Source organism: Nocardioides gansuensis (assembly GCF_003076135.1).
In the GTDB taxonomy this organism is placed as follows: Bacteria; Actinomycetota; Actinomycetes; order Propionibacteriales; family Nocardioidaceae; genus Nocardioides; species Nocardioides gansuensis.
Genome location: NZ_QDGZ01000006.1, coordinates 130283 through 155465, shown reverse-complemented (window position 1 = coordinate 155465; position 25183 = coordinate 130283). Strand labels below are relative to the sequence as shown.

Sequence of the window (25183 nt, the reverse complement as noted above, 5' to 3'; positions counted from 1 at the left end):
CCGCGATGACCGACGAGAGCAAGCGGATCACCCAGCGCGGACTCTGGTTCGAGGAGTTCGAGGTCGGTACGGTCTACGAGCACCGCCCCGGACGCACCGTCACCGAGGCCGACAACGTCTTCTTCACGACGCTGACCATGAACACCCAGCCGCTGCACCTGGACCAGGCCGCCAGCGAGCAGCTGCCGCCCTTCCACGACCGGCTGGTGAACTCGATGTTCACCCTGTCGCTGGTGGTCGGGCAGTCGGTGTCCCAGCTGACCCTGGGCACCATCGTGGCGAACCTCGGCTTCTCCGAGATCTCGTTCCCGGCACCGGTGCGGCACGGCGACACCCTCTACGGCGAGACGCTGGTCGTCGACAAGCGTCCCTCTTCCAGCCGCCCCGGGGAGGGCATCGTGACGCTGCAGCACACCGCGCGGAACCAGAAGGGCGAGGTCGTCGCGACGGCCACGCGCCAGACGCTGGTGAGGATGGCCCCGAGTGACTGAGCCCGTGAGCGACTGGTCTCCCGGCCCGGCCTGGCTCTTCTGCCCCGCCGACCGCCCGGAGCGCTACCCGAAGGCCCTCGCCGCCGCCGACGTGGTGATCCTCGACCTCGAGGACGCGGTCGCCCCGGGCAACAAGCCGGCGGCCCGCGAGGCGCTGCGCGGCCTGGTCGCCGACGGCACGCTCGAGCGGGACCGCACCGTGGTGCGGATCAACGCCGCGGACAGCCACGAGCACGCTGCCGACGCGGCGCTCACCGGGGAGCTCGGCATCGCCCGCGTGATGCTGTCCAAGTCCGAGGATCCCGCCACCATCACCGCGCTCCCCCATCAGGTGGTCGTGCTCGTCGAGACCCCGTTGGGCATCGAGCGGGCCGCCGAGCTGGCCTCGGCCGACAACGTGGTCGGGCTGATGTGGGGCGCCGACGACCTCGTGGCGGGCCTGGGCGGCACCGCCAGCCGGAAGGCCGACGGGACGTTCCGCGACGTCGCCCGCTACGCCCGCTCCCGTGCGCTGGTCGCAGCCAAGGCCAGCGGCCGCCTCGCACTCGACGCCGTGCACATGGACATCGACGACCTCGACGGCCTGGCTTCGGCGTGTGAGGACGCGGTGGCGGTCGGGTTCGACGCGACCGTCGCCATCCACCCCAAGCAGGTCGACGTCATCAGGGCGTCCTACGCCCCTTCCGCCGAGCGCATCGACTGGGCTCGACGGCTGCTCGCGCACGTCGGCGACGACCGCGGCGTGACGACGTTCGAGGGCAGGATGGTCGACGGGCCGATCTTCAAGCAGGCCGAGCGGATCCTCCGCCTCGCCCACACGACGGGAGTCCGGTGATGGAGCACCTCAGCGACCTCGTGGCGGACCTTCGCGCACGGCTGGCGGAGGTCCGGATGGGCGGCAGCGAGGCCGCCCGCCAGAAGCACCACGAGCGCGGCAAGCTGCTCGCCCGCGAGCGCGTGGACCGGCTGCTCGACCCGGGCAGTCCGTTCCTCGAGCTCAGCGCCCTCGCGGCGTACGGCATGTATGACGACGCGGCGCCGAGCGCCGGCATCGTCACCGGCATCGGGCGGGTGCACGGGCGCGAGGTGATGGTGATCGCCAACGACGCCACCGTGAAGGGCGGCACCTACTACCCGATGACCGTCAAGAAGCACCTGCGGGCTCAGGCGATCGCGGCGCAGAACCGGCTCCCCTGTGTCGCCCTCGTCGACAGCGGCGGCGCGTTCCTGCCGATGCAGGACGAGATCTTCCCCGACCGCGAGCACTTCGGCCGGATCTTCTTCAACCAGGCGAACATGTCCGCCCAGGGCGTCCCCCAGATCGCCGCCGTCATGGGCTCCTGCACCGCCGGCGGCGCTTACGTGCCGGCGATGTCGGACGAGACGGTGATCGTCAAGGAGCAGGGCACGATCTTCCTCGGCGGCCCGCCGCTCGTGAAGGCCGCCACCGGCGAGGTCGTCTCGGCCGAGGACCTCGGGGGCGGCGACGTGCACGCGCGGAAGTCCGGCGTCGTCGACCACCTCGCCGACGACGACGCGCACGCGCTGGAGATCCTGCGCTCGATCGTGTCGACGTTCCCACCGTCGGGCTCCGGTCTCGCTGGCGCTCCCTACTCGACCACCGAGGCCGGCCCGGTCGAGGAGCCGCACGAGGACCCGAGGACGATCTACGACGTGGTGCCGACCGACACCCGCACGCCGTACGACGTGCGCGAGGTCATCCGCCGGGTCGTCGACGGCTCGCGGCTCCAGGAGTTCAAGCAGCTCTACGGCGAGACCCTGGTGTGCGGCTTCGCCCGGATCCACGGCTACCCCGTGGGCATCCTCGCCAACAACGGCATCCTGTTCAGCGAGTCGGCCCTCAAGGGCGCGCACTTCATCGAGCTGTGCAACCAGCGCGGCATCCCGCTGGTGTTCCTGCAGAACATCACCGGCTTCATGGTCGGCCGCGAGTACGAGAACCGCGGCATCGCCAAGGACGGCGCCAAGCTCGTCACGGCGGTCGCCTGCTCGGTCGTCCCGAAGTTCACCGTCGTCATCGGCGGCTCCTTCGGCGCCGGCAACTACGGCATGTGCGGCCGCGCCTACGACCCGCGCTTCCTCTGGATGTGGCCGAACGCGCGCATCTCCGTGATGGGCGGCGAGCAGGCCGCGTCCGTGCTCGCGACCGTGCGCAGCGACCTGCACACCGAGGAGGAGGTCGAGGCCTTCAAGGCCCCGATCCGCGCGCAGTACGAGACCCAGGGTTCGCCCTACTACTCCACGGCCCGGCTGTGGGACGACGGCATCATCGACCCGGCGGAGACGCGACGGGTGCTGGGCATGGGCCTGGCCGTCGCAGCGAACGCACCGATCCCGACGCCGTCCTACGGCGTCTTCAGGATGTGAGCGACATGCGATCCGTGCTCGTGGCCAACCGTGGGGAGATCGCCCTGCGGGTGTTCCGCACCGCCAAGCAGATGGGCCTGCGCACCATCGCGCTCTACACCGACCTCGACGCCGGCGCGCCGCACGTGCGGGCCGCCGACGTGGTGGTCCGGGTGCCGAGCTACCTCGACGTGGAGGCCGTCGTCGACGCGGCGGTGAGCTCCGGCGCCGACGTCGTCCACCCCGGCTACGGCTTCCTCTCCGAGCGGTCCGCCTTCGCGACCGCGCTGGAGGACAAGGGCGTCGCCCTCGCCGGGCCGAGCGCCGCCGTGATGGAGCGGATGGGCCGCAAGGACGCCGCCCGCGAGGTCGCGGTCGCAGCGGGCGTGCCCGTCGTGCCGTCGTACTCGCTCGACGAGGACCCCGCGACCTTCCGCTACCCCGTGCTGGTCAAGGCGGCCGCCGGTGGCGGCGGCAAGGGGATGCGGGTGTGCCGCTCGGCGGCGGAGCTCCCCGACGCCCTCGCCGCGGCGCGCCGGGAGGCCGCCGGCGCGTTCGGCGACGACACGATGCTGGTCGAGACGTACGTCGAGTCGGGCCGGCACCTCGAGGTGCAGGTGATCGGCGACAGCCACGGCACCGTGCTGCACCTGTGGGAGCGCGACTGCTCCACCCAGCGGCGGCACCAGAAGGTGCTCGAGGAGGCGCCGGCTCCGACCATCGACGCCGAGACCCGGGCCCGGCTGACGTCGTCCGCGGTGGCGCTCGCCCAGGAGGTCGGCTACGTCGGCGCGGGCACCGTCGAGTACCTGCTCGACGCCGCCACCGGCGAGTTCTACTTCCTGGAGATGAACACCCGGCTCCAGGTGGAGCACCCGGTGACCGAGGCGATCACCGGGCTGGACCTGGTCGAGCTGCAGCTGCGGGTCGCCGCCGGCGAGCCGCTGCCGCTGGCGCAGGAGGACGTGCCCAGCAACGGTCACGCCATCGAGGCGCGGGTCTATGCCGAGGACGCGTTCGGCGGCTTCCTCCCCCAGGCCGGCACCGCCACCCTGGTGCAGTGGCCCTCCGCGCCCGGAGTGCGCGTCGACCACGCGCTGGAGAGCGGCCAGGTCGTCAGCACGTCGTACGACCCGATGCTCGGCAAGGTGATCGTGCACGGGACGGACCGGGAGGCCGCCCGGCTCGGGCTCGTCGCGGCGCTGGACCACACCGCAGTGCTCGGCCTGACCACCAACACCGGCTTCCTGCGGGCACTGACCGCGAGCGACGAGTTTCGCGACGCCACGATCGACACCGCCTGGCTCGACCACCACGAGGTGCCCGCCCCCGATCCGGCGCCGGCCAGGCTGGCGGCGGCCTGGGCCTGGTTCGACGCCCACCGGACCAGCCACGGGCCCTTCGCCTCCGACGGCTTCCGGCTGGGAGCCGAGCCGAGCCCGCTGCTGGTCACGCTCGACGAGGACGTCGTGCTGGACGCGCCTGCACCCCCCGGCGCCACCACCCTGGTGCGGGGCGACCGCGTCGAGGTCGTCCACCAGGGCCAGCGGTTCGTGTTCATCCGCCCGGACCTGGCCGCCGACCAGGGCACCGGCGCGGGCGACCGCAGCATCGTGGCCCCGATGCCCGGCACCGTGCTGGAGGTGCGCGTCACCGAGGGCCAGCAGGTCGCCGAGGGAGACGTCCTCGGCGTGCTGGAGGCGATGAAGATGGAGGTCGCCCTCCGCTCTCCGCACGCGGGCACCGTCGTGTCCGTCGGCGCGGCCGCCGGCGACCAGGTCGTCCTGGGTGCTCGCCTCTTCGAGGTCGAGCCCGAGGCCGACGGAGAGGACTGACATGGACAAGGTCATGGGCTCTGCCGCCGAAGCGGTCGCAGACATCGGCAGCGGCAGCACGATCGCGGTAGGAGGCTTCGGCCTGTGCGGCATCCCGTCCGCGCTCATCGAGGCGCTGCTCGAGGCCGGCGTGACGGACCTCGAGGCGTTCTCCAACAACGCCGGCGTCGACGACTGGGGCCTGGGGCGGCTGCTCGCAGCCGGCAGGCTGCGCCGGATGGTCGCCTCCTACGTCGGGGAGAACAAGGAGTTCGCCCGGCAGTACCTCGCCGGCGAGCTCGAGGTCGAGCTCACCCCCCAGGGCACGCTCGCCGAGCGCATGCGCGCCGGCGGCTCCGGGATCGCGGCGTTCTACACCCGCACCGGAGTGGGCACGCAGGTCGCCAGCGGCGGCCTGCCCTGGAGGTACGACGCGGATGGCGGCGTCGTCGTGGCGAGCCCGCCGAAGCAGACCGAGACGTTCGACGGCCTCGAGTACGTGCTGGAGCGGGCCATCACCGCAGACTTCGGGCTGGTGCGGGCCTGGAAGGGCGACCGGCACGGCAACCTCGTCTACCGCGACTCCGCGCGCAACTTCAACCCGCTGGCCGCGATGTGCGGCCGGGTCACCCTCGCCGAGGTCGAGGAGCTCGTCGAGCCCGGCGAGATCGCCCCCAACGAGGTGCACACCCCGGGCGTCTACGTGCAGCGGGTCGTCGCGCTCACTGCCGAGCAGGCGGCGGACAAGCGGATCGAGAAGAGGACCGTGAGATGAGCTGGACCAGGGAGCAGATGGCGGCCCGCGCAGCGAGCGAGCTGTCGGACGGCGACTACGTGAACCTGGGCATCGGGCTGCCGACCCTGGTGCCCAACTACGTGCCCGACGACGTGGAGCTGGTGCTGCAGAGCGAGAACGGGATCCTCGGCGTGGGCGCCTACCCGCTGGCCGGTGAGGAGCACGCCGACCTCATCAACGCCGGCAAGGAGACCGTCACGGTGCGGCCCGGGGCGAGCTTCTTCGACTCGGCCACCAGCTTCGGGATGATCCGCGGCGGCAAGATCGACGCGGCGATCCTCGGGGCGATGCAGGTCTCCAGGCACGGCGACATCGCCAACTGGATGATCCCCGGGAAGATGGTCAAGGGGATGGGCGGTGCGATGGACCTCGTGCACGGTGCCCGCAAGGTGGTCGTGCTGATGGAGCACGTCGCGCGCGACGGCGGCTTCAAGGTCGTCGAGGAGTGCTCCCTGCCCCTGACCGGCCTGCGGGTGGTGCAGCGGATCATCACCGACCTGTGCGTGCTCGACCTCGTGGACGGCGACGTGGTGCTGGTCGAGCTGGCGCCGGACGTCACGGTCGAGGAGGTCCGGGCGAAGTCGGAGCCTGCGCTGAAGGTGGCGCCGGAGCTGGTGGCGCCGGTCAGCGAATGAGGCCCGCGGCGCGGGCCGCCACGATCGCCTGCACGCGGTTGCTGGCTCCGAGCTTGCGCATGGCGGACTTGAGGTAGGACTTCACGGTGTTCGGCAGCAGGCCGAGCTGCTCGGCGGCGGCCGCGTTGCTGCAGCCGGCAGCGACCTGCTCGAGCACAGCGATCTCCCGCGGCGTCAGGGTGCCGTGCGGCTGCTGCGCGAGTGGGAGCCTCTCGTCGGGGGCGACGCGGATGTGCAGTGCCTGCAGCCGCGCCCTGAGGGCCTCGTCGTGCACCTCTCCGGCGAGGGCGGCCAGCTCGCCGGCGATCTCGCGGAGCTCGCCGGCGCTGAGCGCCGGCCGCTCGCGCGTGGGCGCCGGCATCAGGCGCAGCCGGCGGTTCAGCTCCTCCTGAACGGCGAGCTCACGCTCGAGGTCGCGCAGCAGAGGAGCGAGACCGTCGAGCCAGCGATCGCCGAGCTCGACCGGGGTCCGGCTGGCGAGGTAGACGACGTAGCGCGGCACGTTGGCCACCCGCAGCGGCAGCGCCGCCACGGTGCGCAGGCGCTCGGGCTCGACGGCGTGGTCGTAGTTGTGGGTGATGCCCCGCGCGACGAGGTAGTCGCGCACCCGGGTGGGCTGGCCGAGCGCCAGGGCCTTGCCGCCGAGGCCGGCGCCGCTGGCGATGGTGAGCCCGGGCAGCGACTGGGTGAGCCCGCCGCTGATCTGCAGGATCCGCATCGCCCGGCCGTCGGCGTTGACCTTCGCACCGAAGGCGACGTCCATGCCCGCACGGGCGCGCAGTGCCGACAGTGCCCGGGAGATCGCGGCCTCCGTGCCGGCCTCGGCCCGCGCTGCTTCCATGCCCTCACCTGCCTCGTGTGATGGCCGTCACGATACGCGGAACCTCGGGCGCACCGGCTACCTCCTTTCGGGGGTATCACCGCATGGGGCCCCTTCAGTCCACGATCACCACGTGCAGGGTCCGCGGGCCGTGCACGCCCTCGACGCGGTCGAGCTCGATGTCGCTGGTCGCGCTGGGGCCGCTGATCCACGTCTGCGGCCGCCGCGGGTCGAGTACGCCGATCGCGGCCGGCACGTCCGCCACCACCTGGGAGGCCCGGACGACACAGACGTGGACGTCCGGGACCAGCGAGAGCAGCCGCCGGCCCTCCCCCGGGCCGTGGGTGAGCACGAGGGTGCCGGTCTCGGCGATGCCGACCGTCGCGCCGGTGACCACCGCGCCGACCGAGTCGAGCTGGACCGCGGTCAGCCCGGAGTCGACTGCGGCGCCCGGCACGGACCACTCGAAGCCGGGCGCGAGGACCACGGACGTGCCCTCGGGCAGCAGGCGGGAGACCGTCCCGGCGACCTCGGAGTCGGCACACCTGGTCACTGTCGCGCGGTAGTCCTCGACGCGCTCGACGAACAGCTCCACGAGGTCGCCCTCGTGCACCCGGCCGCGGTGGGTCGTCGGGACCGCGACCGGCGAGCGGTCGGCCTGCGTGAGCGCCGACCGCACCCGGCCGAGGATCTCGTCGCGCGCGCTCATCGGTGTCCTCCCTCGGTGCGCTTCCACCAGGCCCGGAAGGACTCGGCGGGCGGCGCCGGGAGGTCGCGGGCGTCGCTCCAGCCGGCGCCCGGGCCGGGCAGGCGCGACATCAACGGTCTGCCAGACGAAGAAGATCGGCGCGCCAGCCGCCCCGCCACTCGGCCGACCAGGCCGGAGGCACGCTCGGCGGCACCCAGGCGCCGCGCCGTACCCAGCACCCACGACGCCGACCGCATCACCGCCGCCTCGGGCCTGGGGACCCCGCCGCGGTGCGCGTCGACGACCTGGGCGCGCAGGTCGACGAGCACCGCGGGGATGTCGATGCGCACCGGGCAGGCCTCGAAGCACGCGCCGCACAGCGACGAGGCGTAGGGCAGCGAGTCGACCTGGTCGTCGGTGCCGACCCCACGGAGCAGGGGGTTGAGGATCGCCCCGATCGGCCCGGGATAGACCGATCCGTAGGCGTGCCCGCCGGTGCGCTCGTAGACCGGGCACACGTTGAGGCAGGCCGAGCAGCGGATGCAGCGCAGCGCCTGCCGGCCGACCTCGTCGGCGAGCGCGCGGGTGCGGCCGTGGTCGAGCAGCACGACGTGCACCTCCTGCGGCCCGTCGCCGGGTGTGACCCCGCTCCAGATCGAGGTGTAGGGGTTCATCCGCTCCCCCGTCGACGAGCGCGGCAGCAGCTGGAGGAAGACGTCGAGGTCGGCCCAGGTGGGCACGACCTTCTCGATGCCGACGACGGAGACGAGCACGTCGGGCAGCGTGAGGCACATCCGGCCGTTGCCCTCGGACTCGACGACCACGAGGCTGCCGGTCTCGGCGACGGCGAAGTTGGCGCCGCTGACTGCCACCCGGGCGCGCAGGAACTTCTCCCGCAGGTGCAGCCGCGCGGCCTCGGCCAGGCGGGCCGGCTCGTCGGTCAGGTCCGCCGGAGCCGGGCGGCCGACCGCCGCCATCTTGTCGAGGAAGATCTGCCGGATCTCCGCGCGGTTGCGGTGGATCGCCGGCACCAGGATGTGGGAGGGCAGGTCGTCGCCGAGCTGGACGATCAGCTCGGCCAGGTCGGTCTCCCAGGCCGCGATGCCCTCGGCGGCGAGCGCCTCGTTGAGCCCGATCTCCTGGGTGGCCATCGACTTGACCTTCACCACCTCGTCGGCGCCGTGGTCCTTGGCGATGCCCGCGACGATGCGGCAGGCCTCGTCGGCGTCGCGCGCCCAGTGCACGACGGCACCACGCGCGGTGAGGGAGGCCTCCAGGGCGAGGAGGTGCTCGTCGAGGTGGAGAAGGGTGTTGTCCTTGATCGCGGCGCCGGCGAGCCGCAGCTCCTCCCAGCCGTCCAGCTCGCCGACGACGGCGAGCCGCCTGGCCCGGATCGTCGACGTGGCGTGGGCGAGGTTGCTGCGCAGCTGGCTGTCGGCCAGCGCGGCGCGGGCGGCGGTCGGGAAGGCCGGCATGCCGACGAAGGTGCCGGTCACGACGCCAGCACCTCGGCGAGGTGCATGACCCGCACCCCGGCGCGCTGCCGGGTGAGCAGGCCGCCGATGTGCATCAGGCACGACGAGTCGCCGGCGACGAGCACCTCGGCGCCCGAGTCGACGACGTGGCGCGCCTTGTCGGCACCCATCGCGACGGAGGTGTCGGCGTTCTTCACCGCGAAGGTGCCGCCGAAGCCGCAGCAGGATTCGGCGTCCGGCAGGTCGACCAGCTCGAGGCCGTGCACCGCCTGCAGCAGCCGTGTCGGACGGTCCCCGACGCCGAGCATCCGCAGGCTGTGGCAGGTCGGGTGGTAGGCGACCCGGTGGGGGAAGGTGGCGCCGACGTCGGTGACGCCCAGGGTGTCGACGAGGAACTCAGTCAGCTCGACGACCTTCGGCGAGACGCGTCGTACGCCGTCAGCCAGGGCCGCGTCGCCCGACCGTCGCGCCACGATCCCGTGCTGGTGGCGCGCCGAGCCTGCGCACGAGCCGGACGGGGTGACGATCGCGTCGTAGCCCTCGAAGGCCTCCACGAACGTGCGCACCACCGGCACCGCCTCATCGAGATAGCCGGTGTTGACGAACGGCTGTCCGCAGCAGGTCTGCTGCTCAGGGAACTCCACGTCCACTCCGAGGCGACGCAGCAGCGTGACGGTCGCCTGGCCGGCCGACGGGAACATCGCGTCGTTGAGGCAGGTGACCATCAGCGCGACCTTCACGTCGCCATCCTTGCGGCCGCCCGGGCGGGTGTGAAGCGGCGCAGGTCGTGGGTGCGCCGCACCAGGGCGCGGAGCTCGCCGAGGCCGCCGGGCACGGCGCCGGCGGCGCGGCCCTGCACGAGGACGTTGCCCAGCGCCGTCGCCTCCACCGGTCCCGCGACGACCGGGCGCCCGCTGTGGTCGGCGATCGCCTGGCAGAGCAGGGCGTTCTGGCTGCCACCGCCGACGACGTGCACGACCTCGACCCGCTGGCCGGACAGGTCGGCGGCCCGGTCGAGCGCCCGGGCGTAGGCGGCGGCGAGGCTCTGCACGATGCTGCCCACCGTCGTCGCCGGGTCGCCTGGCGGCCTGACCTCGTGCTCCTCGCACCAGGCGGCGATCCGGGCCGGCATGTCGCCGGGCGGCACGAACCTCGGGTCCCGCACGTCGAAGACCGGCACGTCGCCCCTGACGTCGACGGCCGCGGCGAGCAGCTCGGGCAGGTCCGTGCGTCCCCAGGCGCGCATCGCCTCGCTCAGCACCCACGTGCCCATCACGTTGGTGAGGAACCGGATCGTGCCGTCGACCCCCCGCTCGTTGGTGAAGTTGGCCCGCCGGGCGTCCTCCGTCAGCACGGGGGCGTCCAGCTCGAGGCCGACGAGCCCCCAGGTGCCGAGGGAGATGTACGCCGCGTCGGCACGCTCGAAGGGCACGCCCACCACGGCGGAGGCGGTGTCGTGGGAGCCGACGGCGACGAGCGGGAGCCCGTCGGCGCCGACAGCCGAGGCCACGTCGGGGCTGAGAGCGCCGATCGTGTCGCCCGGGTCGACCAGGTCGGAGAGGACGCCGCGTGGCAGGCCGAGACGAGCGACGAGCTCGTCGTCCCACTCCCCCGTGCGGACGTCGAGCAGCCCGGTCGTCGAGGCGTTGGTCCGCTCGGTGACCTCGGCCCCGGTCAGCCAGTGGCCGAGCAGGTCGGGCACCAGCAGCAGCCGGTCGGCCTCGTGCGCCCGGGGGTCAGCCGCCAGCTGGAAGACCGTGTTGAAGGGCAGGTGCTGCAGGCCGTTGCGGGCGAAGAGCTCCTCGGGCGGCACGACCGCATGCACGGCGGCCGGGCCAGCCTCGCCGCGCCGCTCGTCGCGGTAGTGGAAGGGGATGCCGCGCAGCCGGCCGTCCCGCAGCAGCCCGTAGTCGACCGCCCAGCTGTCGATCCCGACGCTGGCCAGCCGCCCGGTGCGCGTGCCCGCGGCCAGGCGCACCGCCGTACCGAGGCCGAGGACGGCCTGGCGATAGAGCTCGAGCAGGTTCCAGTGCAGGCCGTCGGGCGTGCGGACCGGCTCGTTGGCGAAGCGGGCGGCAGCCTCGAGCCGCAGGTGGTCGGGGCCGACCTCGCCGAGCATCACCCGGCCGCTGGACGCGCCCAGGTCGACAGCGGCGACGGCGACGGTCATCGGAGGAAGGCGGCGGCGACGCCCGCGTCGACAGGGACGTGGAGCCCGGTCGTGTGGGTCATCTCCGGACCGACGAGCGCGAAGACCGCGTTGGCGCAGTGCTCCGGCAGCACCTCACGCTTGAGCAGCGTGCGCTGGGCGTAGAACTCCCCGAGCTTCTCCTCCTCGACGCCGTAGACGGCCGCGCGCTTGGCGCCCCAGCCACCGGCGAAGATGCCCGAGCCGCGGACCACGCCGTCGGGGTTGACGCCGTTGACCTTGATCCCGTGCTCACCCAGCTCGGCTGCCAGGAGCCGCACCTGGTGGGCCTGGTCGGCCTTGGTCGCGGAGTAGGCGATGTTGTTGGGGCCGGCGAAGACGGAGTTCTTCGAGGAGATGTAGACGATGTCGCCGCCGATCCCCTGGTCGATCATCACCCGGGCCGCGGCCCGGGAGACGAGGAAGGAGCCGCGGGCCATCACATCATGCTGGAGGTCCCAGTCGGCCACCGTGGTGTCGAGCAGCGACTTCGACAGCGAGAGCCCGGCGTTGTTGACGACCAGGTCGAGGCCGCCGAAGGCGAGCACCGCGGCATCGACGGCGCGCTGCACGGCCGCCTCGTCGGAGACGTCGACCTGTACGCCGACGGCGACATCCGCGCCACCGATCTCGGCGGCAGCCTCCTGGGCCCGCTCGATCGAGAGGTCGGCGATGACGACGCACGCGCCCTCGGCCGCGAGCCGGGTGGCGATCGCCTTGCCGATGCCGCTGGCGGCCCCGGTGACGAGGGCGATCCGGGTGGCGAGCGGCCTGGGCTTCGGCATCCGCTGGAGCTTGGCCTCCTCGAGCGCCCAGTACTCGATGCGGAACTTCTCCGACTCGTCGATCGGCGCGTAGGTCGACAGGCCCTCGGCGCCGCGCATCACGTTGATGGCGTTGACGTAGAACTCCCCCGCCACACGGGCGGTCTGCTTGTCCTTGCCATAGCTGAACATGCCCACGCCGGGCACCAGGATCACCAGCGGGTCGGCGCCGCGCATCGCCGGCCACTCGCCGCCGAACGCCTTGGCGTTGCGCTCGTAGTAGGCCGCGTAGTCGGCGCGGTAGGCCTCGTGCAGCTCGGCGACTCGTGCCCGCACCTTCTCGAGCGGAGCGTCGGCGGGCAGGTCGAGCACCATCGGCTTGACCTTGGTCCGCAGGAAGTGGTCGGGGCAGGACGTGCCGAGCTCGGCGAGCCGGGGGTGGTTGCGGCTGGCGAGGAAGTCGAGGACCACCTTGTCGTCGGTGAAGTGGCCGACCATCCCCCTTCCACCATCGGACAGGGCGTCCTTCGACGCGACGCCGCGCAGCAGCGGCGCCAGCTCGGCGGCACGGGCGCGGCGCTTCGCGGGCGCGAGGGGCTCCCACTTCTTCACGCGGGCGCCGAACGGGGCCTTCTTCGCGTGCTTGCGGATGTAGGTCTCCGCGGTGCGGATGATCCAGCGTGAGTTCTTCTCGCACTCCTCCGACGTCCGGCCCCAGGCCGTGATGCCGTGCCCGCCGAGGATGCAGCCGACCGCCTGGGGGTTGGCCTCCTTGATCGCCGCGATGTCGAGGCCGAGCTGGAAGCCGGGGCGGCGCCACGGGACCCAGACGACCTGCTCGCCGTAGATCTCCTTCGTCAGCTGCTCGCCGTCCGCCGCCGTGGCGATGGCGATGCCGGAGTCGGGGTGCAGGTGGTCGACGTGGGCGGCGTCGACGAGGCCGTGCATCGCGGTGTCGATCGAGGGTGCAGCGCCGCCCTTGCCGTGCAGGCAGTAGTCGAACGCGGCGACCATCTCGTCCTCCCGCTCGACGCCCGGGTAGACGTCGACGAGGGCACGCATCCGGTCGAGCCGCAGCACGGCCAGGCCCCCGGGCTCCAGCGTGCCGAGGTCGCCGCCCGAGCCCTTCACCCAGAGCAGCTCGACGTCCTCGCCGGTGACCGGGTCGGTCTCGCTGCCCTTGGCGGAGGTGTTGCCGCCGGCGTAGTTGGTGTTGCGCGGGTCCGCGCCGAGGCGGTTGGAGCGCGCGACGAGCGCGGCGAAGGCGGGGTTGAGGTCACTCACGTCTGTGGTCCTTCGGGTCTCGGGTGTGTACGTCGGGGGGCAAGGAGGCCGGTTCCAGCCGGTCAGCTCCAGCCGGTCAGCTCCAGCCGGCCTGGGCGCCGCCGACGCGCTCGGCCTCGATCTGGGCCTGGTAGCCGGACTCGAGGTAGGCACGCATGGGATCGGCAGGCAGGCCGCGCTCCTCGCGCCAGGCCGCGAGGTCGCGGCGTACGTCGGTGTAGAAGGCGTCCATGTAGATCTCGTTCGCGAGCAGGACGTCCCCGGCGACGCGCGCCTTCTCCAGGGCGGCGGTGTCGAGGAGGAGGGCGCGGGCGGTCATCTCCTGCACGTTGAGCACGGACCGGATCTGGCCCGGCACCTTGCCCTCGACGTTGTGGCACTGGTCGAGCATCAGCGCGACGTCGCTGCCCTGGCCGAAGCCTCCCCCGCGGATCACCTCCACGAGGATGCGGAAGAGCTGGAACGGGTCGGCAGCGCCGACGATCAGGTCGTCGTCGGCGTAGAAGCGGCTGTTGAAGTCGAAGGAGCCCAGCCGGCCCAGGCGCAGCAGCTGGGCGACGATGAACTCGATGTTGGTGCCGGGCGCGTGGTGGCCGGTGTCCAGGCAGACCTTCGCGCGGTCGCCGAGGCCGAGGCAGTGGACCAGCGACGTGCCCCAGTCGGGGACGTCGGTGTGGTAGAACGCCGGCTCGAAGAACTTGTACTCCAGCACCAGGCGCTGGTCGTCGGAGAGCTGCACGTAGATCTCGGCGAGGCCCTCGGCCAGCCAGTCCTGCCGGGCGCGGATGTCGCCCTGGCCGGGGTAGTTGGTGCCGTCGGCCAGCCAGATCTTGAGGTCGCGCGAGCCCGTCGCGTGCATCACCTCGATGCAGTCGAGGTTGTGCTGCACCGCCTTGCGGCGCACCGCGGGGTCGGCGTGGGTGAGGCTGCCCAGCTTGTAGTCGTCGTCCTGGAACGTGTTGGAGTTGATCGTGCCCAGCGCGACGCCCAGCCCCTCGGCGTACTCCCGCAGCCGCGCGAAGTCGTCGACCAGGTCCCAGGGGATGTGCAGCGCGACGCTCGGGGCGAGCCCGGTGAAGCGGTGCACGGTCGCAGCGTCGGCGATCTTCTCCTCCACCGTGCGCGGCGTGCCGGGGCTGCCGAACACCTTGAAGCGGGTGCCCGAGTTGCCGTAGGCCCACGACGGGACCTCGATCGCGAGGGCCTCCAGCCTGGTGGCGATCTCGTCGAACGTCGTCATCTCACTCATCTCTCTCGGTGTCCGGCGGTGGCCAGCTGGTCCTCCAGGTGGAAGACCTCGTCCAGCAGCACGAAGCCGGTGTCGGGCCTGGCGTCTCCCAGGTCCTCGAAGAACTCGGCCATCTCGGCCTGCCAACGGGCGTTCACGTCGGTTGCCGCCATCCCGGCGAGGGCGGCCTCCAGCGAGGGGGTCTCGAAGTAGCCGACGAGCAGCCCGTCACGCCGCAGGAACAGCGAGTAGTTGTGCCACCCCGTGGCGTGGAGGGCCTCGAGCATCTCGGGCCAGACCGCCCGGTGGCGCTCGACGTACTCGTCGACGCGCTCCGGTTTCACCTGGAGCTGGAAGCAGACGCGCTGCATGGGGTCTCCCTCGTGGGTGGTAGCCGGCCGGCGGAGGTCGTCCGCCGGCCGGCGGCTCGGGCGACTCGGCTCAGAAGTCGAAGTCGGCGATGTTGTCGGCGTTGAAGACGAAGGGGTCGCCCAGCAGGACGGACCCGTCGTCCTCGACGGTGTACTCACCGAGGCGGCCTGCCTCGAAGGTGTCGCCCGGCTCCCCCTCGATCTCGCCGGCGGCCAGTGCGTTGGCGGCCATCGCGGCGAGGTAGCCGAGGTCCTCGGGGTTCCAGAGCGCGAACGCCTCGACCGTGCCGTTCTCGACGTACTCGCGCATCTGGTTGGGCGTGCCCAGGCCCGTCAGTGCGACCTTGCCCTTCTTGTCGGACTCGGAGAGGTAGCGCGCCGCGGCGGCGATGCCGACGGTGGTCGGCGAGATGATGCCCTTGAGGTCGGGGTGGGACTGGAGCAGCGCGGCCGTCTTGTCGAAGGAGGTCTGGTCGTCGTCGTCGCCGTAGACGACGTCGACGAGCTCGATGTCCGGGTGGTTGGCTTCGAGCTCCGCCTCCATCATCTCGATCCACGCGTTCTGGTTGGTCGCGTTGGCACTCGCGGAGAGGATCGCGATCTCTCCGGCGTCACCGATCTGGTCGGCGATCAGGTCGATCTGCACCTTGGCGATGCCCTCGGCAGTGGCCTGGTTGACGAACAGGTCCCGGCAGTCGGCCTCGGTGTCGGAGTCGAAGGTCACGACCTGGGTGCCGGCGTCACGGGCCTCGTTGAGCGCGTCGCAGATCGCCGTCGGGTCGTTGGCCGAGACCACGAGCGCGCTCGCGCCCTGCTGGGCGGCGGTGTTGATGTACTGCACCTGCGCGTCGGGACTGGCCTCCTGCGGGCCGACCTCCTGCAGTGAGGCTCCGACCTCCTCGGCCGCCTCCTCGGCTCCAGCCGTGCTGGTGTCGAAGTAGGGGTTGCCGAGGTTCTTCGGCAGCATCGTGATGGTGACGTCGCCGTCGCCACCCTCGCCGCCGGCGCCTTCGGCGTCGTTGCCACAGGCCGTCAGGACCAGTGTTGCGCTGAGACCGGCCGCGGTGAGCGCCCAAGCCCGCCTGGTGAGGAGTTTCATGAATTCCTGCCTTCCTTCTGTCCGACGCCGAGCGGCGCGTCCGTGGGCCTGCTGGCCCGTGGGTTTCGTCTGGCTGTCCGGTCCGAGATCCATGCCAGGACGCTGGGGGACATCACCGAGGCCACCAGCAGCAGCCCGATGATGATGTTGATGACGTTGACCGTGATGCCTTCGAGGCGCAGGGCGCTCCCGACGACTCCGATCAGGAGGACTCCGGCGACCACGCCGTGCAGCCGGCCGCGGCCGCCGAAGATCGAGACCCCGCCGAGGAGCACGGCGGCGATGACCTGCAGCTCCAGGCCGGTGGCGTTGTCGCCACGGGCGCTGCCGAAGCGCAGGACGTAGTAGATGCCGGCAAGGGCCGACACCACACCGGAGAGGGTGAACAGGATCAGCTTGGTGCGGGCCACGTCGACGCCGGTGAAGCGGGCGGCCTCGCTGTTGAGGCCGATGTCGAAGACGCCGCGCCCGAACGAGGTGAAGTGGAGCAGCAGACCGAAGGCGATCGCCAGGATGGCGACGAGGACCATCACGAGCGGGATCCCGGTGTCGCCGATCTTGGCCGTGGCCAGGTCTGTCCACCGGTCGGGGAACTCGGTGATCGCCTTGGTGCCGAGCAGGCCCACGGCCAGACCGCGGTAGAGGGCGAGCGTGCCGATGGTGACGGCGAGTGACGGCAGCCCTACGTACGCGACGAGGAAACCGTTGAGGGCACCGCACGCCGCGCCCGCGAGGAGCGCCAGCACGGCGGCGACCGGGATCGAGAGCCCGCCTGCGTGCAGGATCCCGACCAGGACCGTGCTGAGGCCGACGACACTCGCGACCGAGAGGTCGATCTCGCCGGTGACGATCACCATGGTCATCGGCAGGGCGATCAGCAGGATCGGCGTGATGTCCAGCAGCAGGTAGGTCAGGGTCAGCGGCCCGTCGAAGTTGCGGACGTTCACCATCGCGTAGAGCACCACCGCCACCAGGAGGGCGATGATCGCCGTCTCCCGGGTGAGGACCAGCCGCTGCCACAGGGGTGCGGCGTGCTCGGCGTACGTGCGCGCCGGGTCCGTCGGGCGCTGCGTCGTCGTGGTCATGACTGTTCCCTCGCCTCGATGAGCTTGCGGGTGCGTCTGGCCGAGAGGACCCGGTCGAGCACGATCGCGCTGATGATCAGGACGCCGACCACGGCCCGCTGCCAGAAGTCGGGGATCCCGAGGATGGGCAAGGCCCGGTCGATCGTGACGAGCAGCATCGCGCCGATCGCAGCGCCCCAGACCGTGCCCGAGCCCCCGAAGATCGCGACGCCGCCGATGACCACCGCAGCCACGGCCTCGAGCTCGATGCCGGTGCCGGCGCCCGAGCTGACCGTCCCGTAGCGCGCGGCGTGGACGACGCCGGCGAGGCCCGCGAGGGCTCCGCTCAGCACGAAGGCGGCCAGCACGCGGCGGCGTACGGGCAGGCCATAGAGCACTGCCGCGTCGGGGTCCGACCCGATGGCGTAGAGCTCGCGGCCTCCGCGGTGGGCGTGCAGGTAGTAGCCGACGGCGGCGACCACGACGACCGCAACCACGAAGAGCACGGGGATGCCGAGGACCGACTGGGTGCCGAGCCGGAGGAAGCCCCGCGGCAGGTCGCTGGCGTTGATCCGGTCGCTGCCCGCCCAGGTCAGGACGAGCCCGCGGTAGATGTACATCGTGCCCAGCGTGATGACCAGTGCCGGGACCCGGCCGAGCGAGACCAGCAGCCCGTTCACGAGCCCCAGCACCCCTCCCACTGCGAGGCCGGCGAGAGCCACCACGACGATCGGGATCCCCGGGAAGTCGATGAAGAGGCGGCCGGTGAGGTAGGCGGTGACCGCGAGGACGGACCCGACCGAGAGGTCGACGTTGCGGGTGATGATCACGACCGCCTGCCCGGCCGCGAGGAGCAGCAGGATCGACGGCGTGAGCAGCAGGTCACGCCAGCCGTTGCCGCTGAAGAGGAAGCTCGGGTTCTTCGCCGTGGCAGCAGCGACCAGCAGCACGAGCACGAGCAGGATCGACATCTCGCGCGACCGCACCACGGTGTTGAACGCGCGGACGGCTGGCGACTGCCGGCTCGGGGCGACGAGGCGGATCTCCTCGTGCGCGTGCTCCGGCGGACTCGAAGCCGGTCGCGTCGACGTCTCGCTCATCGCACTCCCTCCGTCGTCCGGGTCGCGGCGCGCATGACGTTCTCCGGAGTGGCCTCCGCGCGCGGGATGTCGGCGGTCAGACGGCCCTCGCAGACGACGAGGACGCGGTCGGCCATGCCCAGCACCTCGGGCAGCTCGGACGAGATCATCAGGATCGCCATGCCCTCACCGGCCAGCTGCGACAGCAGCCGGTGGACCTCCGCCTTGGTCCCCACGTCGATACCCCGAGTCGGTTCGTCGATGATCAGCAGCCTGGGATCGGTGGCGAGCCACTTGGCGATGACGACCTTCTGCTGGTTGCCGCCACTCATGGTGGCCGCGTCCATGTCCAGCGCGCCGGTCTTGACCTCGAGGCGCCCGGCCCACGGTCCGGCGGCCCGGCTCTCGGCGCCGGAGGTCAGGAACCCCCAGCGGGAGAGCCGCGAGCGCACAGCCGCGCTGACGTTGTGTGCCACGGACGCCTGGGTGACGAGGCCCTGCTTGCGCCGGTCCTCCGGGATGAAGGCCATCCCGGAGCGGATCGCCGACCTCGGGTCGTGACCGGGGATCGCGATGCCGTCCATGGTGACGACACCGGACTCGTAGCGGTCCACTCCGAAGATCGCACGAGCGATCTCGCTGCGCCCGGCGCCCACGAGGCCCGCCAGGCCGACGATCTCGCCCGCGCGCACCTCGAAGCTGATGTCGTGGAAGACGCCCGTCATCGTCAGGTCCCGCACCTGGAGCACCGGCTCGCCCAGCTCGGCGGCGGTCTTGGGGAAGAGGTCGCCCACCTCCCGACCGACCATCAGGGAGACGATCTGGTCGACGTCGGTGTCCGCGGTGGTCAGCGTGTCGATGTACTGCCCGTCCCGCATCACGGTGATCTGGTCGCACAAGGCGAAGACCTCGTCGAAGCGGTGGGAGATGAAGACCAGGCCGCGTCCCTCGTCGCGGAGGCTGCGGGCGACGGTGAAGAGTCGCTCGACCTCGACGCCGCTGAGCGCCGCGGTCGGCTCGTCCATGATGAGGACCTTGGCGTCGAGGGAGATGGCCTTGGCGATCTCGATGATCTGCTGGTCCGCGATCGAGAGGCCCTCAGCCGGCCGCCGCGGGTCGATGTGGACACCGAGCCGGTCGAAGAGGGCCTGCGCCTCGTCGTACATCGCGGAGCGGTCGATGCGCCGGCCGGTGGTGAGCGGCTGGCGGCCCATGAAGATGTTCTCGGTGACCGAGAGGTCGGGGAACAGCGTCGGCTCCTGGTAGATCACCGCGATCCCGCGCGCCTTCGACTCCGCGGTCGAGTGGAAGTCGACGCTCTCGCCCTCGAGCAGCATCTCGCCGCCGTCGCGGCGGTGGACGCCGGCCACGATCTTGACCAGCGTCGACTTGCCGGCGCCGTTCTCTCCGACGAGGGCGTGGATCGAGCGGGGCGTGACCCGGATCGAGCCGGAGCGCAGGGCCGCCACCTGGCCGAACGACTTGGACACGTCGCGCAGCTCGAGCACCGCGTCCGCGTGTGCAGTAGCCATCGGATTTCCCTCGGTAATTGAAAGGTTTCAACTAATGCGACGACGTTAAGTGACGGCCGCCACAGTCGTCAAGGCATCGCGCCCAAATCGTGATGACAGCAACTCCGCCACCGGCCCTCCCGCGCCTCGGGCCGAGTCATGGCGCCTGCCGCGTCCAGCCGCTAGGGTGCTGGCACGTTGTGCATACGTTTCAAGGAGAGGTGGACGATGGCGACAGGCACCGACCCGTCGACCGCCCGCTCCGTGCGCTCCCCCAGCGTCAAGGACGTGGCGACCAGGGCAGGGGTCTCCCTCGGCACGGTCTCCAACGTGCTCAACCGGCCCGACCGCGTCAGCGAGGCCACCCGTTCGCGAGTCGAGAAGGCGATGGCCGACCTGGGCTTCGTCCGCAACGAGTCGGCCCGGCAGTTGCGGGCGGGTCGCTCGTCGACGATCGCCTACGTGATGCTCGACGCCAGCAACCCGTTCTTCACAGACGTCGCCCAGGGCATCGAGGACGCCGCGGAACAGGCGGACATGTCGCTGTTCATCTGCAACAGCGACAACCGGGCCTCGCGTGAGGCGAGATATCTCCAGCGCCTGCAGCAGCAGCGGGTCACCGGCATCCTGATCACTCCGGTCGACCCCTCGCACCCGTCCCTGGACGAGCTCTCGCGCCACGGCACGCCGGTCGTGATCGTCGACCGGGTGGGCAACACCGAAGACCACTGCTCGGTCGCCGTCGACGACGTCCTCGGCGGCCGGCTGGCGATCGAGCACCTCCTCGACCTGGGCCACGAGCGGATCGCGTTCGTCGGCGGCCCGGAGTCGATCGGCCAGGTGCGGGACCGTCTCGACGGTGCACGCGGGGCGCTGGCCGGCACCGGCGCCTCGCTCACCGTCGTCCACACCTCGGCCCTCAGCGTCGCGGAGGGCCGCAGCGCCGGGGAGCGGATCGCGGGCCTGCCGCGCTCCTCTCGTCCGACCGCCGCCTTCTGCGCCAACGACCTGCTCGCGCTCGGGCTGCTGCAGCAGTGCGTGGGTCTCGGCATCGGTGTCCCCGACCAGCTCGCCATCGTCGGCTACGACGACATCGACTTCGCCGCTGCGGCAGCCGTGCCCCTCACCTCCGTGCGCCAGCCGAGGCGCGACCTCGGCCGCACCGCCGCCGAGCTCCTCCTCGACGAGGCGACGAACGCTGACCACGAGCACCAGCAGGTGCTGTTCACGCCGGTGCTCGTCGCCCGCGCCTCGACCCGGCGGACCTGAGACTGACCGAGCCGCCGGGCAGGAGCCCCGGGTCGGGGTCGCTCAGAGGTTCACCCCGAGCACGTCGATGACGAACACCAGCGTCGAGTTGGCCGGGATGTTGCCGTTCGCGCGGTCGCCGTAGCCCTTCTCCGCGGGGACGACGAGCATGACCCGGCTGCCGGCCTTGACGCCGGCCAGGCCCTCGACCCAGCCGTCGATCAGGCCGCCCGGCGTGAGGCCGAACGTGACCGGCTCCGCGGAGTAGGACTCGTCGAACGGCTGCTTGCCCCCGTAGACGACGCCGAAGTAGTCGACCGTCACGTCGTCGCCCTCGGCGACGGGCTCGCCGGAGCCCTCGACGAGGGTAATCACCTCGAGCTCCCCGGACGGCTTCTCCGGAGCGTTGCCGAAGTCGATCCCGGTGACCGCGCCGTCGTCCTCGACCACCGTCGGAGCGTCGTCCGGCGGCTCGACGGCCTCGCCCTCGGGACCGTCGAGGGGCGGCTCGACCTCGGAGACCAGGTCCATCACCATCACCAGGTCGTCCTTGGTGTCCAGCCCGTACTGCGCGGCACCCTCCTTCCCGAAAAGGTCCGTCACCGGGAGCGCGAGGACGACGCGGCTGCCGACGTGTGTGCCGACCAATGCGTCGATGATCGGCTCCGGCTGCTCCGCCAGGTCGAGCGCGACGGCGCGGGGCTCTGCGTAGTTGTCGGCGACCTGCTCGCCATTGCTGCCGTAGACGATGTGGAACCGGTAGTTGACGTTGCTCTCCTCGGTGACCTCGGCGCCGTCACCGGCGATCACCTCGCCGTGCACGGGCTTCGTGACGTCGAGGTCCTTGACCTCGACCTCGGGCTCCTTGCCGAAGTCGCCCGTCACGGTCACGCCTTCGACCGCGGTGGGGTCCGCCGAAGGCGCCTCTGGGTCGTCGGAGCTGCTGCCGCACGCCACCAATCCGGTGAGGAGCAGTGCGCCGAGGGGCAGGGTGGCAAGAGAACGCCGCATGGTGGAGACCTCAGGAGTGTCGCGGGAATGGAGTGGACCACCGTAGGCGCCGATCCTGAGAGTCGCCGATTCCGGGCTTCAGGCTCCGGGGACGGGCCGGCCGAGCGAGCGGCTCCGGCCGCGGAACTCCGCCACCACCGTGTCGCCGCGCCGAACGGTGACGTCGTAGAGCCCCGAGCGGCCGCGGCGTACGACCTCGCGCGCCTGCGCCGTCAGGGTGTCGCCGAGCCGGGCGGGCTCGAGCAGGTCGATCTCGAAGCCGGAGGCGACCGTGACCTCCCCGTAGGTGTTGCACGCCACGGCGAACGCGCTGTCCGCGAGCGTGGCGACGAGGCCGCCGTGGCAGAGGTCGTGGCCGTTGACCATGTCGGGCCGCACCCGCATCGACACCCGCGCCTCGCCCGGGGCGACCTGCTCGAGCACCATGCCCAGGCCGGTGCTGGCGGTGTCGGCGGACCACATCGCCTCGGCGCTGCGCCGCGCCACCTCGTGGGCGTCGCTCACCACGAGTAGAACCCCCTGCCCGTCTTGCGGCCGAGGTCGCCGGCGGCGACCTTGTCACGGAGCACCTGGGGCGGTGAGAAGCGCGGGCCGAGCTCGCGCTCGAGGTGCTCCGCGATGGCCAGGCGCACGTCGAGGCCGACGAGGTCGGTGGTCCTGAGGGGCCCGACCGGGTGCCGGTAGCCCAGCGTCATGGCGGTGTCGATGTCCTCGACGCTCGCGACCCCCTCCTCGAGCATCCGCATCGCCTCCAGGGCGATCGCGACGCCGAGGCGGCTGCTGGCGAAGCCCGGCGAGTCCGTCACGGTGATGGCGGTCTTGCCCAGGGCCGCGACCCAGGACTGCGCCCGGGTCACCAGCTCGGGATCGGTGCGCGCGCCGACGACGACCTCCACGAGGTCGCTGACCGGGACAGGGTTGAAGAAGTGCAGGCCGACCAGCCGGGAGGGCTCGGGCAGGGCGTCGGCCAGCAGGTCGATCGAGAGGGAGCTGGTGTTGGTGCCGATCGCGGCGTCCGGGACGACCTCGGCGATCCGCGAGAGGACGGCGAGCTTGACCTCCACCAGCTCCGGCACCGCTTCGACGATCAGGCCACTGCCCGCCAGCGCGGCCGGGTCGGTGACCACGGTCGCGGTGCCGTGGACGGTGGCGCCCTTCGCGACCGCCTTGGCGAGGCTCGCCCCGATGCGTTCCCGCGCGGCGGTGGCAGCCTGCTCGTCGCTCTCGACCACCGTGACGTCGGCCCCGGCGACTGCGAAGGCGTGCGCGATCCCCGACCCCATCCGGCCGCCGCCGTAGACCCCGACGGCGTCCGGCACTGATGCGGTCACGGCTTGTCCTTGCGTCGCTCGAGGAACGCGGTCATCCGGTCGTGCTTCTCCTCGGTCTCGAAGAGGACGGCCTGCGCGACGTCGTCGATGAGCGGATGTGCGTCCCGCGGCGCGTGGAGGACGGACTTGGTGAGGCGTACGGCGAGGGGTGCGGACGCGGCGATCCGGTCCGCCAGGCGGTGGCCTGCCGCCTCGAGGTCGTCCGCGGGGACCACCTCGTTCAGCAGCCGGGCGGCGAGGGCCTCGTCGGCGTCGAGCACCCGGCCGGCGAGCAGGATCTCCTTGGCGAGCGGCTCCCCCACCAGCTCCCGCAGCCGCCAGGTGGCACCCGCGGCCGCCAGGATCCCCAGACTCGGCTCGGGGTTGCCGATCCTCGTGGTCGGCGTGCCGATCCGGAAGTCGCAGGCATAGGCGAGCTCCGCGCCGCCGCCGAGGGCGTAGCCGTCGACCAGGGCGATGACCGGCATCGGCAGCCGGTGCACGCGGTCGAAGATCCCCGAGTTGATCCCGCGGAGCCCGTCGTCACGGCGCCGCTCCCGGAGCTGGCCGATGTCGGCGCCGGCGGCGAAGGTGCCTCCCGTCCCGACCACCAGGGCGATCCGGGGTTCCTCCTCCAGGCAGCGACAGGCCTCGTGGAGCGCCTCGACGAGGGCACGGTCGATCGCGTTGCGGACCTCCGGACGGTTGAGCCGCAGCACCACCCGGTCGTCGTGTTCCTCCACCAGCAGCGGCTCGCTCATGGCCGCTCCAGCAGCAGTGCCGACCCCTGGCCGACACCGACGCACATGGTGGCGAGGCCGCGACGCGTGCCGGCCCGCTCCAGCCTGTTGAGGAGCGTGACCACGATCCGGGTCCCCGAGCAGCCGAGCGGGTGACCGAGGGCGATCGCGCCACCGTCTGCGTTCACGATCTCCTCCGCCAGGCCGAGATCCCGGATGCAGGCCAGCGACTGAGAGGCGAACGCCTCGTTGAGCTCGACGGCCTCGAGGTCGTCGACCGACCAGCCGACCCGCGCGAGCACCTTCTGCGTCGCCGGGACCGGCCCGATGCCCATCACGTCCGGCGCGACGCCGGCGCTCGCCGCGCCCGCGATCCGGGCCCGCGGCGCCAGGCGCTTCGCCTCGGCGTACCGCTGGCTCACCACGACCACCGCTGCGGCCCCGTCGTTGAGGGAGCTGGAGTTGCCGGCGGTGATCACGCCGCCGGGCCCGTGGATCGGCCTCAGCTGTGCCAGCCGCTCGAGCGTCGTGTCGGGGCGGGGCCCCTCGTCCTGCCGCACGTCGCCGACCGGCACGACCTCGGCGTCGAAGTGCCCGTTCTTCCACGCGTCCAGCGCCCGCTGGTGCGACCGCAGCGCGAAGACGTCCAGCTCCTCTCGGCCGAGCTGCCAGCGCTGGGCCACCCGCTCGGCGGTCTCGGGCATCGACAGCGTCGTGTCGGCGTCGAAGGCGGGGTTGGTGAAGCGCCAGCCGATCGAGGTGTCCCAGGTCTGGCCGGGCCTCGACCACGGCCGCGACGGCTTCTCGGTCACCCAGGGCGCGCGAGTCATCGACTCCACGCCGCCCGCGACCACGACATCGGCGTCGCCGGCGGCGATCAGCTGGCGGGCGGTCGCGATCGCGGTCAGGCCGGAGGCGCACAGCCGGTTGACCGTGAAGCCGGGGACGCTGTGTGGCAGCCCGGCCAGCAGGGTCGCCATCCGGGCGACGTTGCGGTTGTCCTCGCCGGCCTGGTTGGCCGCACCGAGGACGACCTCGTCGATGTCGGCCGGGTCGATCCCGGACCGCTCGACGACGGTGCGTACGACGAGCGCGGCGAGGTCGTCGGGCCGCACAGCCGACAGCGCGCCACCGTGGCGGCCGATGGGGGTGCGGACGCCGTCGAGGATGAATGCCTCGGACATGGCCCTCCTTGCTCTG

Annotated in this window: 24 protein-coding genes; 7 read left to right on the top strand and 17 right to left on the bottom strand. The window is 72.0% G+C overall.

Going from position 1 to position 25183, the window contains the following annotated elements:
- Positions 1 to 5 precede the first annotated feature (5 nt).
- The 6 genes from DDE18_RS14735 to DDE18_RS14710 are packed head-to-tail and all read left to right on the top strand — an operon-like array spanning position 6 to position 6103.
- Positions 6 to 491 (top strand): MaoC family dehydratase, encoded by a 486-nt coding sequence (locus tag DDE18_RS14735; RefSeq protein WP_116573024.1) that lies wholly within the window; start codon positions 6 to 8, stop codon positions 489 to 491.
- Positions 484 to 1326: an HpcH/HpaI aldolase/citrate lyase family protein gene (locus DDE18_RS14730; RefSeq protein WP_245916723.1), complete on the top strand. Its 843-nt coding sequence runs from the start codon at positions 484 to 486 to the stop codon at positions 1324 to 1326. The genes DDE18_RS14735 and DDE18_RS14730 overlap by 8 nt, the downstream gene beginning before the upstream one ends.
- Positions 1326 to 2879, top strand: a complete 1554-nt coding sequence (locus DDE18_RS14725) for a carboxyl transferase domain-containing protein (RefSeq protein WP_116573023.1) — start codon at positions 1326 to 1328, stop codon at positions 2877 to 2879. Before DDE18_RS14730 ends, DDE18_RS14725 begins: the two co-directional genes overlap by 1 nt.
- Positions 2880 to 2884: 5 nt before the next feature.
- Positions 2885 to 4693, top strand: a complete 1809-nt coding sequence (locus DDE18_RS14720; protein ID WP_116573022.1) for an acetyl/propionyl/methylcrotonyl-CoA carboxylase subunit alpha — start codon at positions 2885 to 2887, stop codon at positions 4691 to 4693.
- Between the two features lies 1 nt (position 4694).
- Positions 4695 to 5447 (top strand): CoA transferase subunit A, encoded by a 753-nt coding sequence (locus DDE18_RS14715; protein ID WP_116573021.1) that lies wholly within the window; start codon positions 4695 to 4697, stop codon positions 5445 to 5447.
- A complete protein-coding gene (locus DDE18_RS14710; protein ID WP_116573020.1) occupies positions 5444 to 6103 on the top strand; it encodes a CoA transferase subunit B in 660 nt (219 codons plus the stop codon). The genes DDE18_RS14715 and DDE18_RS14710 overlap by 4 nt, the downstream gene beginning before the upstream one ends.
- Here DDE18_RS14710 and DDE18_RS14705 read toward each other — a convergent pair.
- From DDE18_RS14705 to DDE18_RS14650, 12 genes are all read right to left on the bottom strand, one after another.
- Positions 6093 to 6944, bottom strand: coding sequence for a helix-turn-helix transcriptional regulator (locus DDE18_RS14705; protein WP_116573019.1), 852 nt, complete (start codon positions 6942 to 6944; stop codon positions 6093 to 6095). The genes DDE18_RS14710 and DDE18_RS14705 overlap by 11 nt on opposite strands.
- A gap of 94 nt (positions 6945 to 7038) precedes the next feature.
- The gene (locus tag DDE18_RS14700) at positions 7039 to 7632 is read right to left on the bottom strand and encodes a LutC/YkgG family protein (RefSeq protein WP_116573018.1); all 594 of its coding nucleotides are present in this window, start codon (positions 7630 to 7632) and stop codon (positions 7039 to 7041) included.
- Positions 7629 to 9086: a lactate utilization protein B gene (locus DDE18_RS14695; protein ID WP_116573237.1), complete on the bottom strand. Its 1458-nt coding sequence runs from the start codon at positions 9084 to 9086 to the stop codon at positions 7629 to 7631. Before DDE18_RS14695 ends, DDE18_RS14700 begins: the two co-directional genes overlap by 4 nt.
- A 17-nt stretch (positions 9087 to 9103) precedes the next feature.
- On the bottom strand, positions 9104 to 9811 hold the full coding sequence (locus DDE18_RS14690; RefSeq protein ID WP_116573238.1) for a (Fe-S)-binding protein: 708 nt from the start codon (positions 9809 to 9811) through the stop codon (positions 9104 to 9106).
- 11 nt (positions 9812 to 9822) lie between these two features.
- Positions 9823 to 11256, bottom strand: coding sequence for a rhamnulokinase (locus DDE18_RS14685; protein WP_116573017.1), 1434 nt, complete (start codon positions 11254 to 11256; stop codon positions 9823 to 9825).
- Positions 11253 to 13322: a bifunctional aldolase/short-chain dehydrogenase gene (locus DDE18_RS14680; protein ID WP_116573016.1), complete on the bottom strand. Its 2070-nt coding sequence runs from the start codon at positions 13320 to 13322 to the stop codon at positions 11253 to 11255. Before DDE18_RS14680 ends, DDE18_RS14685 begins: the two co-directional genes overlap by 4 nt.
- A 76-nt stretch (positions 13323 to 13398) precedes the next feature.
- Complete coding sequence (gene rhaI, locus DDE18_RS14675) at positions 13399 to 14562, bottom strand: L-rhamnose isomerase (protein ID WP_116573015.1); 1164 nt, start codon at positions 14560 to 14562, stop codon at positions 13399 to 13401.
- 5 nt (positions 14563 to 14567) lie between these two features.
- The gene (locus DDE18_RS14670) at positions 14568 to 14921 is read right to left on the bottom strand and encodes an L-rhamnose mutarotase (RefSeq protein ID WP_116573014.1); all 354 of its coding nucleotides are present in this window, start codon (positions 14919 to 14921) and stop codon (positions 14568 to 14570) included.
- Between the two features lie 70 nt (positions 14922 to 14991).
- Positions 14992 to 16020 (bottom strand): rhamnose ABC transporter substrate-binding protein, encoded by a 1029-nt coding sequence (gene rhaS, locus DDE18_RS14665; protein ID WP_116573013.1) that lies wholly within the window; start codon positions 16018 to 16020, stop codon positions 14992 to 14994.
- On the bottom strand, positions 16017 to 17105 hold the full coding sequence (locus DDE18_RS14660; RefSeq protein WP_116573012.1) for an ABC transporter permease: 1089 nt from the start codon (positions 17103 to 17105) through the stop codon (positions 16017 to 16019). Before DDE18_RS14660 ends, rhaS begins: the two co-directional genes overlap by 4 nt.
- Positions 17102 to 18184: an ABC transporter permease gene (locus DDE18_RS14655; RefSeq protein WP_116573011.1), complete on the bottom strand. Its 1083-nt coding sequence runs from the start codon at positions 18182 to 18184 to the stop codon at positions 17102 to 17104. Before DDE18_RS14655 ends, DDE18_RS14660 begins: the two co-directional genes overlap by 4 nt.
- Positions 18181 to 19695 (bottom strand): sugar ABC transporter ATP-binding protein, encoded by a 1515-nt coding sequence (locus tag DDE18_RS14650; protein ID WP_116573010.1) that lies wholly within the window; start codon positions 19693 to 19695, stop codon positions 18181 to 18183. The genes DDE18_RS14655 and DDE18_RS14650 overlap by 4 nt, the downstream gene beginning before the upstream one ends.
- Positions 19696 to 19902: 207 nt before the next feature.
- Here DDE18_RS14650 and DDE18_RS14645 point away from each other — a divergent pair, with 207 nt between their 5' ends.
- The gene (locus DDE18_RS14645; protein ID WP_116573009.1) at positions 19903 to 20943 is read left to right on the top strand and encodes a LacI family DNA-binding transcriptional regulator; all 1041 of its coding nucleotides are present in this window, start codon (positions 19903 to 19905) and stop codon (positions 20941 to 20943) included.
- Positions 20944 to 20985: 42 nt separating this feature from the next.
- Here DDE18_RS14645 and DDE18_RS14640 read toward each other — a convergent pair whose 3' ends face one another.
- The 5 genes from DDE18_RS14640 to DDE18_RS14620 form a co-directional block, all read right to left on the bottom strand.
- Positions 20986 to 21933 (bottom strand): FKBP-type peptidyl-prolyl cis-trans isomerase, encoded by a 948-nt coding sequence (locus tag DDE18_RS14640; protein ID WP_116573008.1) that lies wholly within the window; start codon positions 21931 to 21933, stop codon positions 20986 to 20988.
- Between the two features lie 78 nt (positions 21934 to 22011).
- Positions 22012 to 22437, bottom strand: coding sequence for a hydroxyphenylacetyl-CoA thioesterase PaaI (gene paaI, locus DDE18_RS14635; protein WP_245916721.1), 426 nt, complete (start codon positions 22435 to 22437; stop codon positions 22012 to 22014).
- Positions 22434 to 23264, bottom strand: coding sequence for a 3-hydroxyacyl-CoA dehydrogenase family protein (locus tag DDE18_RS14630; RefSeq protein WP_211754563.1), 831 nt, complete (start codon positions 23262 to 23264; stop codon positions 22434 to 22436). Before DDE18_RS14630 ends, paaI begins: the two co-directional genes overlap by 4 nt.
- On the bottom strand, positions 23261 to 24004 hold the full coding sequence (locus tag DDE18_RS14625; protein ID WP_116573007.1) for an enoyl-CoA hydratase/isomerase family protein: 744 nt from the start codon (positions 24002 to 24004) through the stop codon (positions 23261 to 23263). Before DDE18_RS14625 ends, DDE18_RS14630 begins: the two co-directional genes overlap by 4 nt.
- Positions 24001 to 25167, bottom strand: coding sequence for a thiolase family protein (locus DDE18_RS14620; protein WP_116573006.1), 1167 nt, complete (start codon positions 25165 to 25167; stop codon positions 24001 to 24003). Before DDE18_RS14620 ends, DDE18_RS14625 begins: the two co-directional genes overlap by 4 nt.
- Between the last annotated feature and the right edge of the window lie 16 nt (positions 25168 to 25183).

Excerpts from the sequence above, each read along its gene's own strand:
- DDE18_RS14735 (WP_116573024.1), top strand. The coding sequence starts at position 6 with ATGACCGACGAGAGCAAGCGGATCACCCAGCGCGGACTCTGGTTCGAG.
- DDE18_RS14725 (WP_116573023.1), top strand. The coding sequence starts at position 1,326 with ATGGAGCACCTCAGCGACCTCGTGGCGGACCTTCGCGCACGGCTGGCG.
- DDE18_RS14720 (WP_116573022.1), top strand. The coding sequence starts at position 2,885 with ATGCGATCCGTGCTCGTGGCCAACCGTGGGGAGATCGCCCTGCGGGTG.
- DDE18_RS14715 (WP_116573021.1), top strand. The coding sequence starts at position 4,695 with ATGGACAAGGTCATGGGCTCTGCCGCCGAAGCGGTCGCAGACATCGGC.
- DDE18_RS14710 (WP_116573020.1), top strand. The coding sequence starts at position 5,444 with ATGAGCTGGACCAGGGAGCAGATGGCGGCCCGCGCAGCGAGCGAGCTG.
- DDE18_RS14705 (WP_116573019.1), bottom strand. The coding sequence starts at position 6,944 with ATGGAAGCAGCGCGGGCCGAGGCCGGCACGGAGGCCGCGATCTCCCGG.
- DDE18_RS14700 (WP_116573018.1), bottom strand. The coding sequence starts at position 7,632 with ATGAGCGCGCGCGACGAGATCCTCGGCCGGGTGCGGTCGGCGCTCACG.
- DDE18_RS14695 (WP_116573237.1), bottom strand. The coding sequence starts at position 9,086 with ATGCCGGCCTTCCCGACCGCCGCCCGCGCCGCGCTGGCCGACAGCCAG.
- DDE18_RS14690 (WP_116573238.1), bottom strand. The coding sequence starts at position 9,811 with ATGGTCACCTGCCTCAACGACGCGATGTTCCCGTCGGCCGGCCAGGCG.
- DDE18_RS14685 (WP_116573017.1), bottom strand. The coding sequence starts at position 11,256 with ATGACCGTCGCCGTCGCCGCTGTCGACCTGGGCGCGTCCAGCGGCCGG.
- rhaI (WP_116573015.1), bottom strand. The coding sequence starts at position 14,562 with ATGACGACGTTCGACGAGATCGCCACCAGGCTGGAGGCCCTCGCGATC.
- DDE18_RS14670 (WP_116573014.1), bottom strand. The coding sequence starts at position 14,921 with ATGCAGCGCGTCTGCTTCCAGCTCCAGGTGAAACCGGAGCGCGTCGAC.
- rhaS (WP_116573013.1), bottom strand. The coding sequence starts at position 16,020 with ATGAAACTCCTCACCAGGCGGGCTTGGGCGCTCACCGCGGCCGGTCTC.
- DDE18_RS14660 (WP_116573012.1), bottom strand. The coding sequence starts at position 17,105 with ATGACCACGACGACGCAGCGCCCGACGGACCCGGCGCGCACGTACGCC.
- DDE18_RS14655 (WP_116573011.1), bottom strand. The coding sequence starts at position 18,184 with ATGAGCGAGACGTCGACGCGACCGGCTTCGAGTCCGCCGGAGCACGCG.
- DDE18_RS14650 (WP_116573010.1), bottom strand. The coding sequence starts at position 19,695 with ATGGCTACTGCACACGCGGACGCGGTGCTCGAGCTGCGCGACGTGTCC.
- DDE18_RS14645 (WP_116573009.1), top strand. The coding sequence starts at position 19,903 with ATGGCGACAGGCACCGACCCGTCGACCGCCCGCTCCGTGCGCTCCCCC.
- DDE18_RS14640 (WP_116573008.1), bottom strand. The coding sequence starts at position 21,933 with ATGCGGCGTTCTCTTGCCACCCTGCCCCTCGGCGCACTGCTCCTCACC.
- DDE18_RS14625 (WP_116573007.1), bottom strand. The coding sequence starts at position 24,004 with ATGAGCGAGCCGCTGCTGGTGGAGGAACACGACGACCGGGTGGTGCTG.
- DDE18_RS14620 (WP_116573006.1), bottom strand. The coding sequence starts at position 25,167 with ATGTCCGAGGCATTCATCCTCGACGGCGTCCGCACCCCCATCGGCCGC.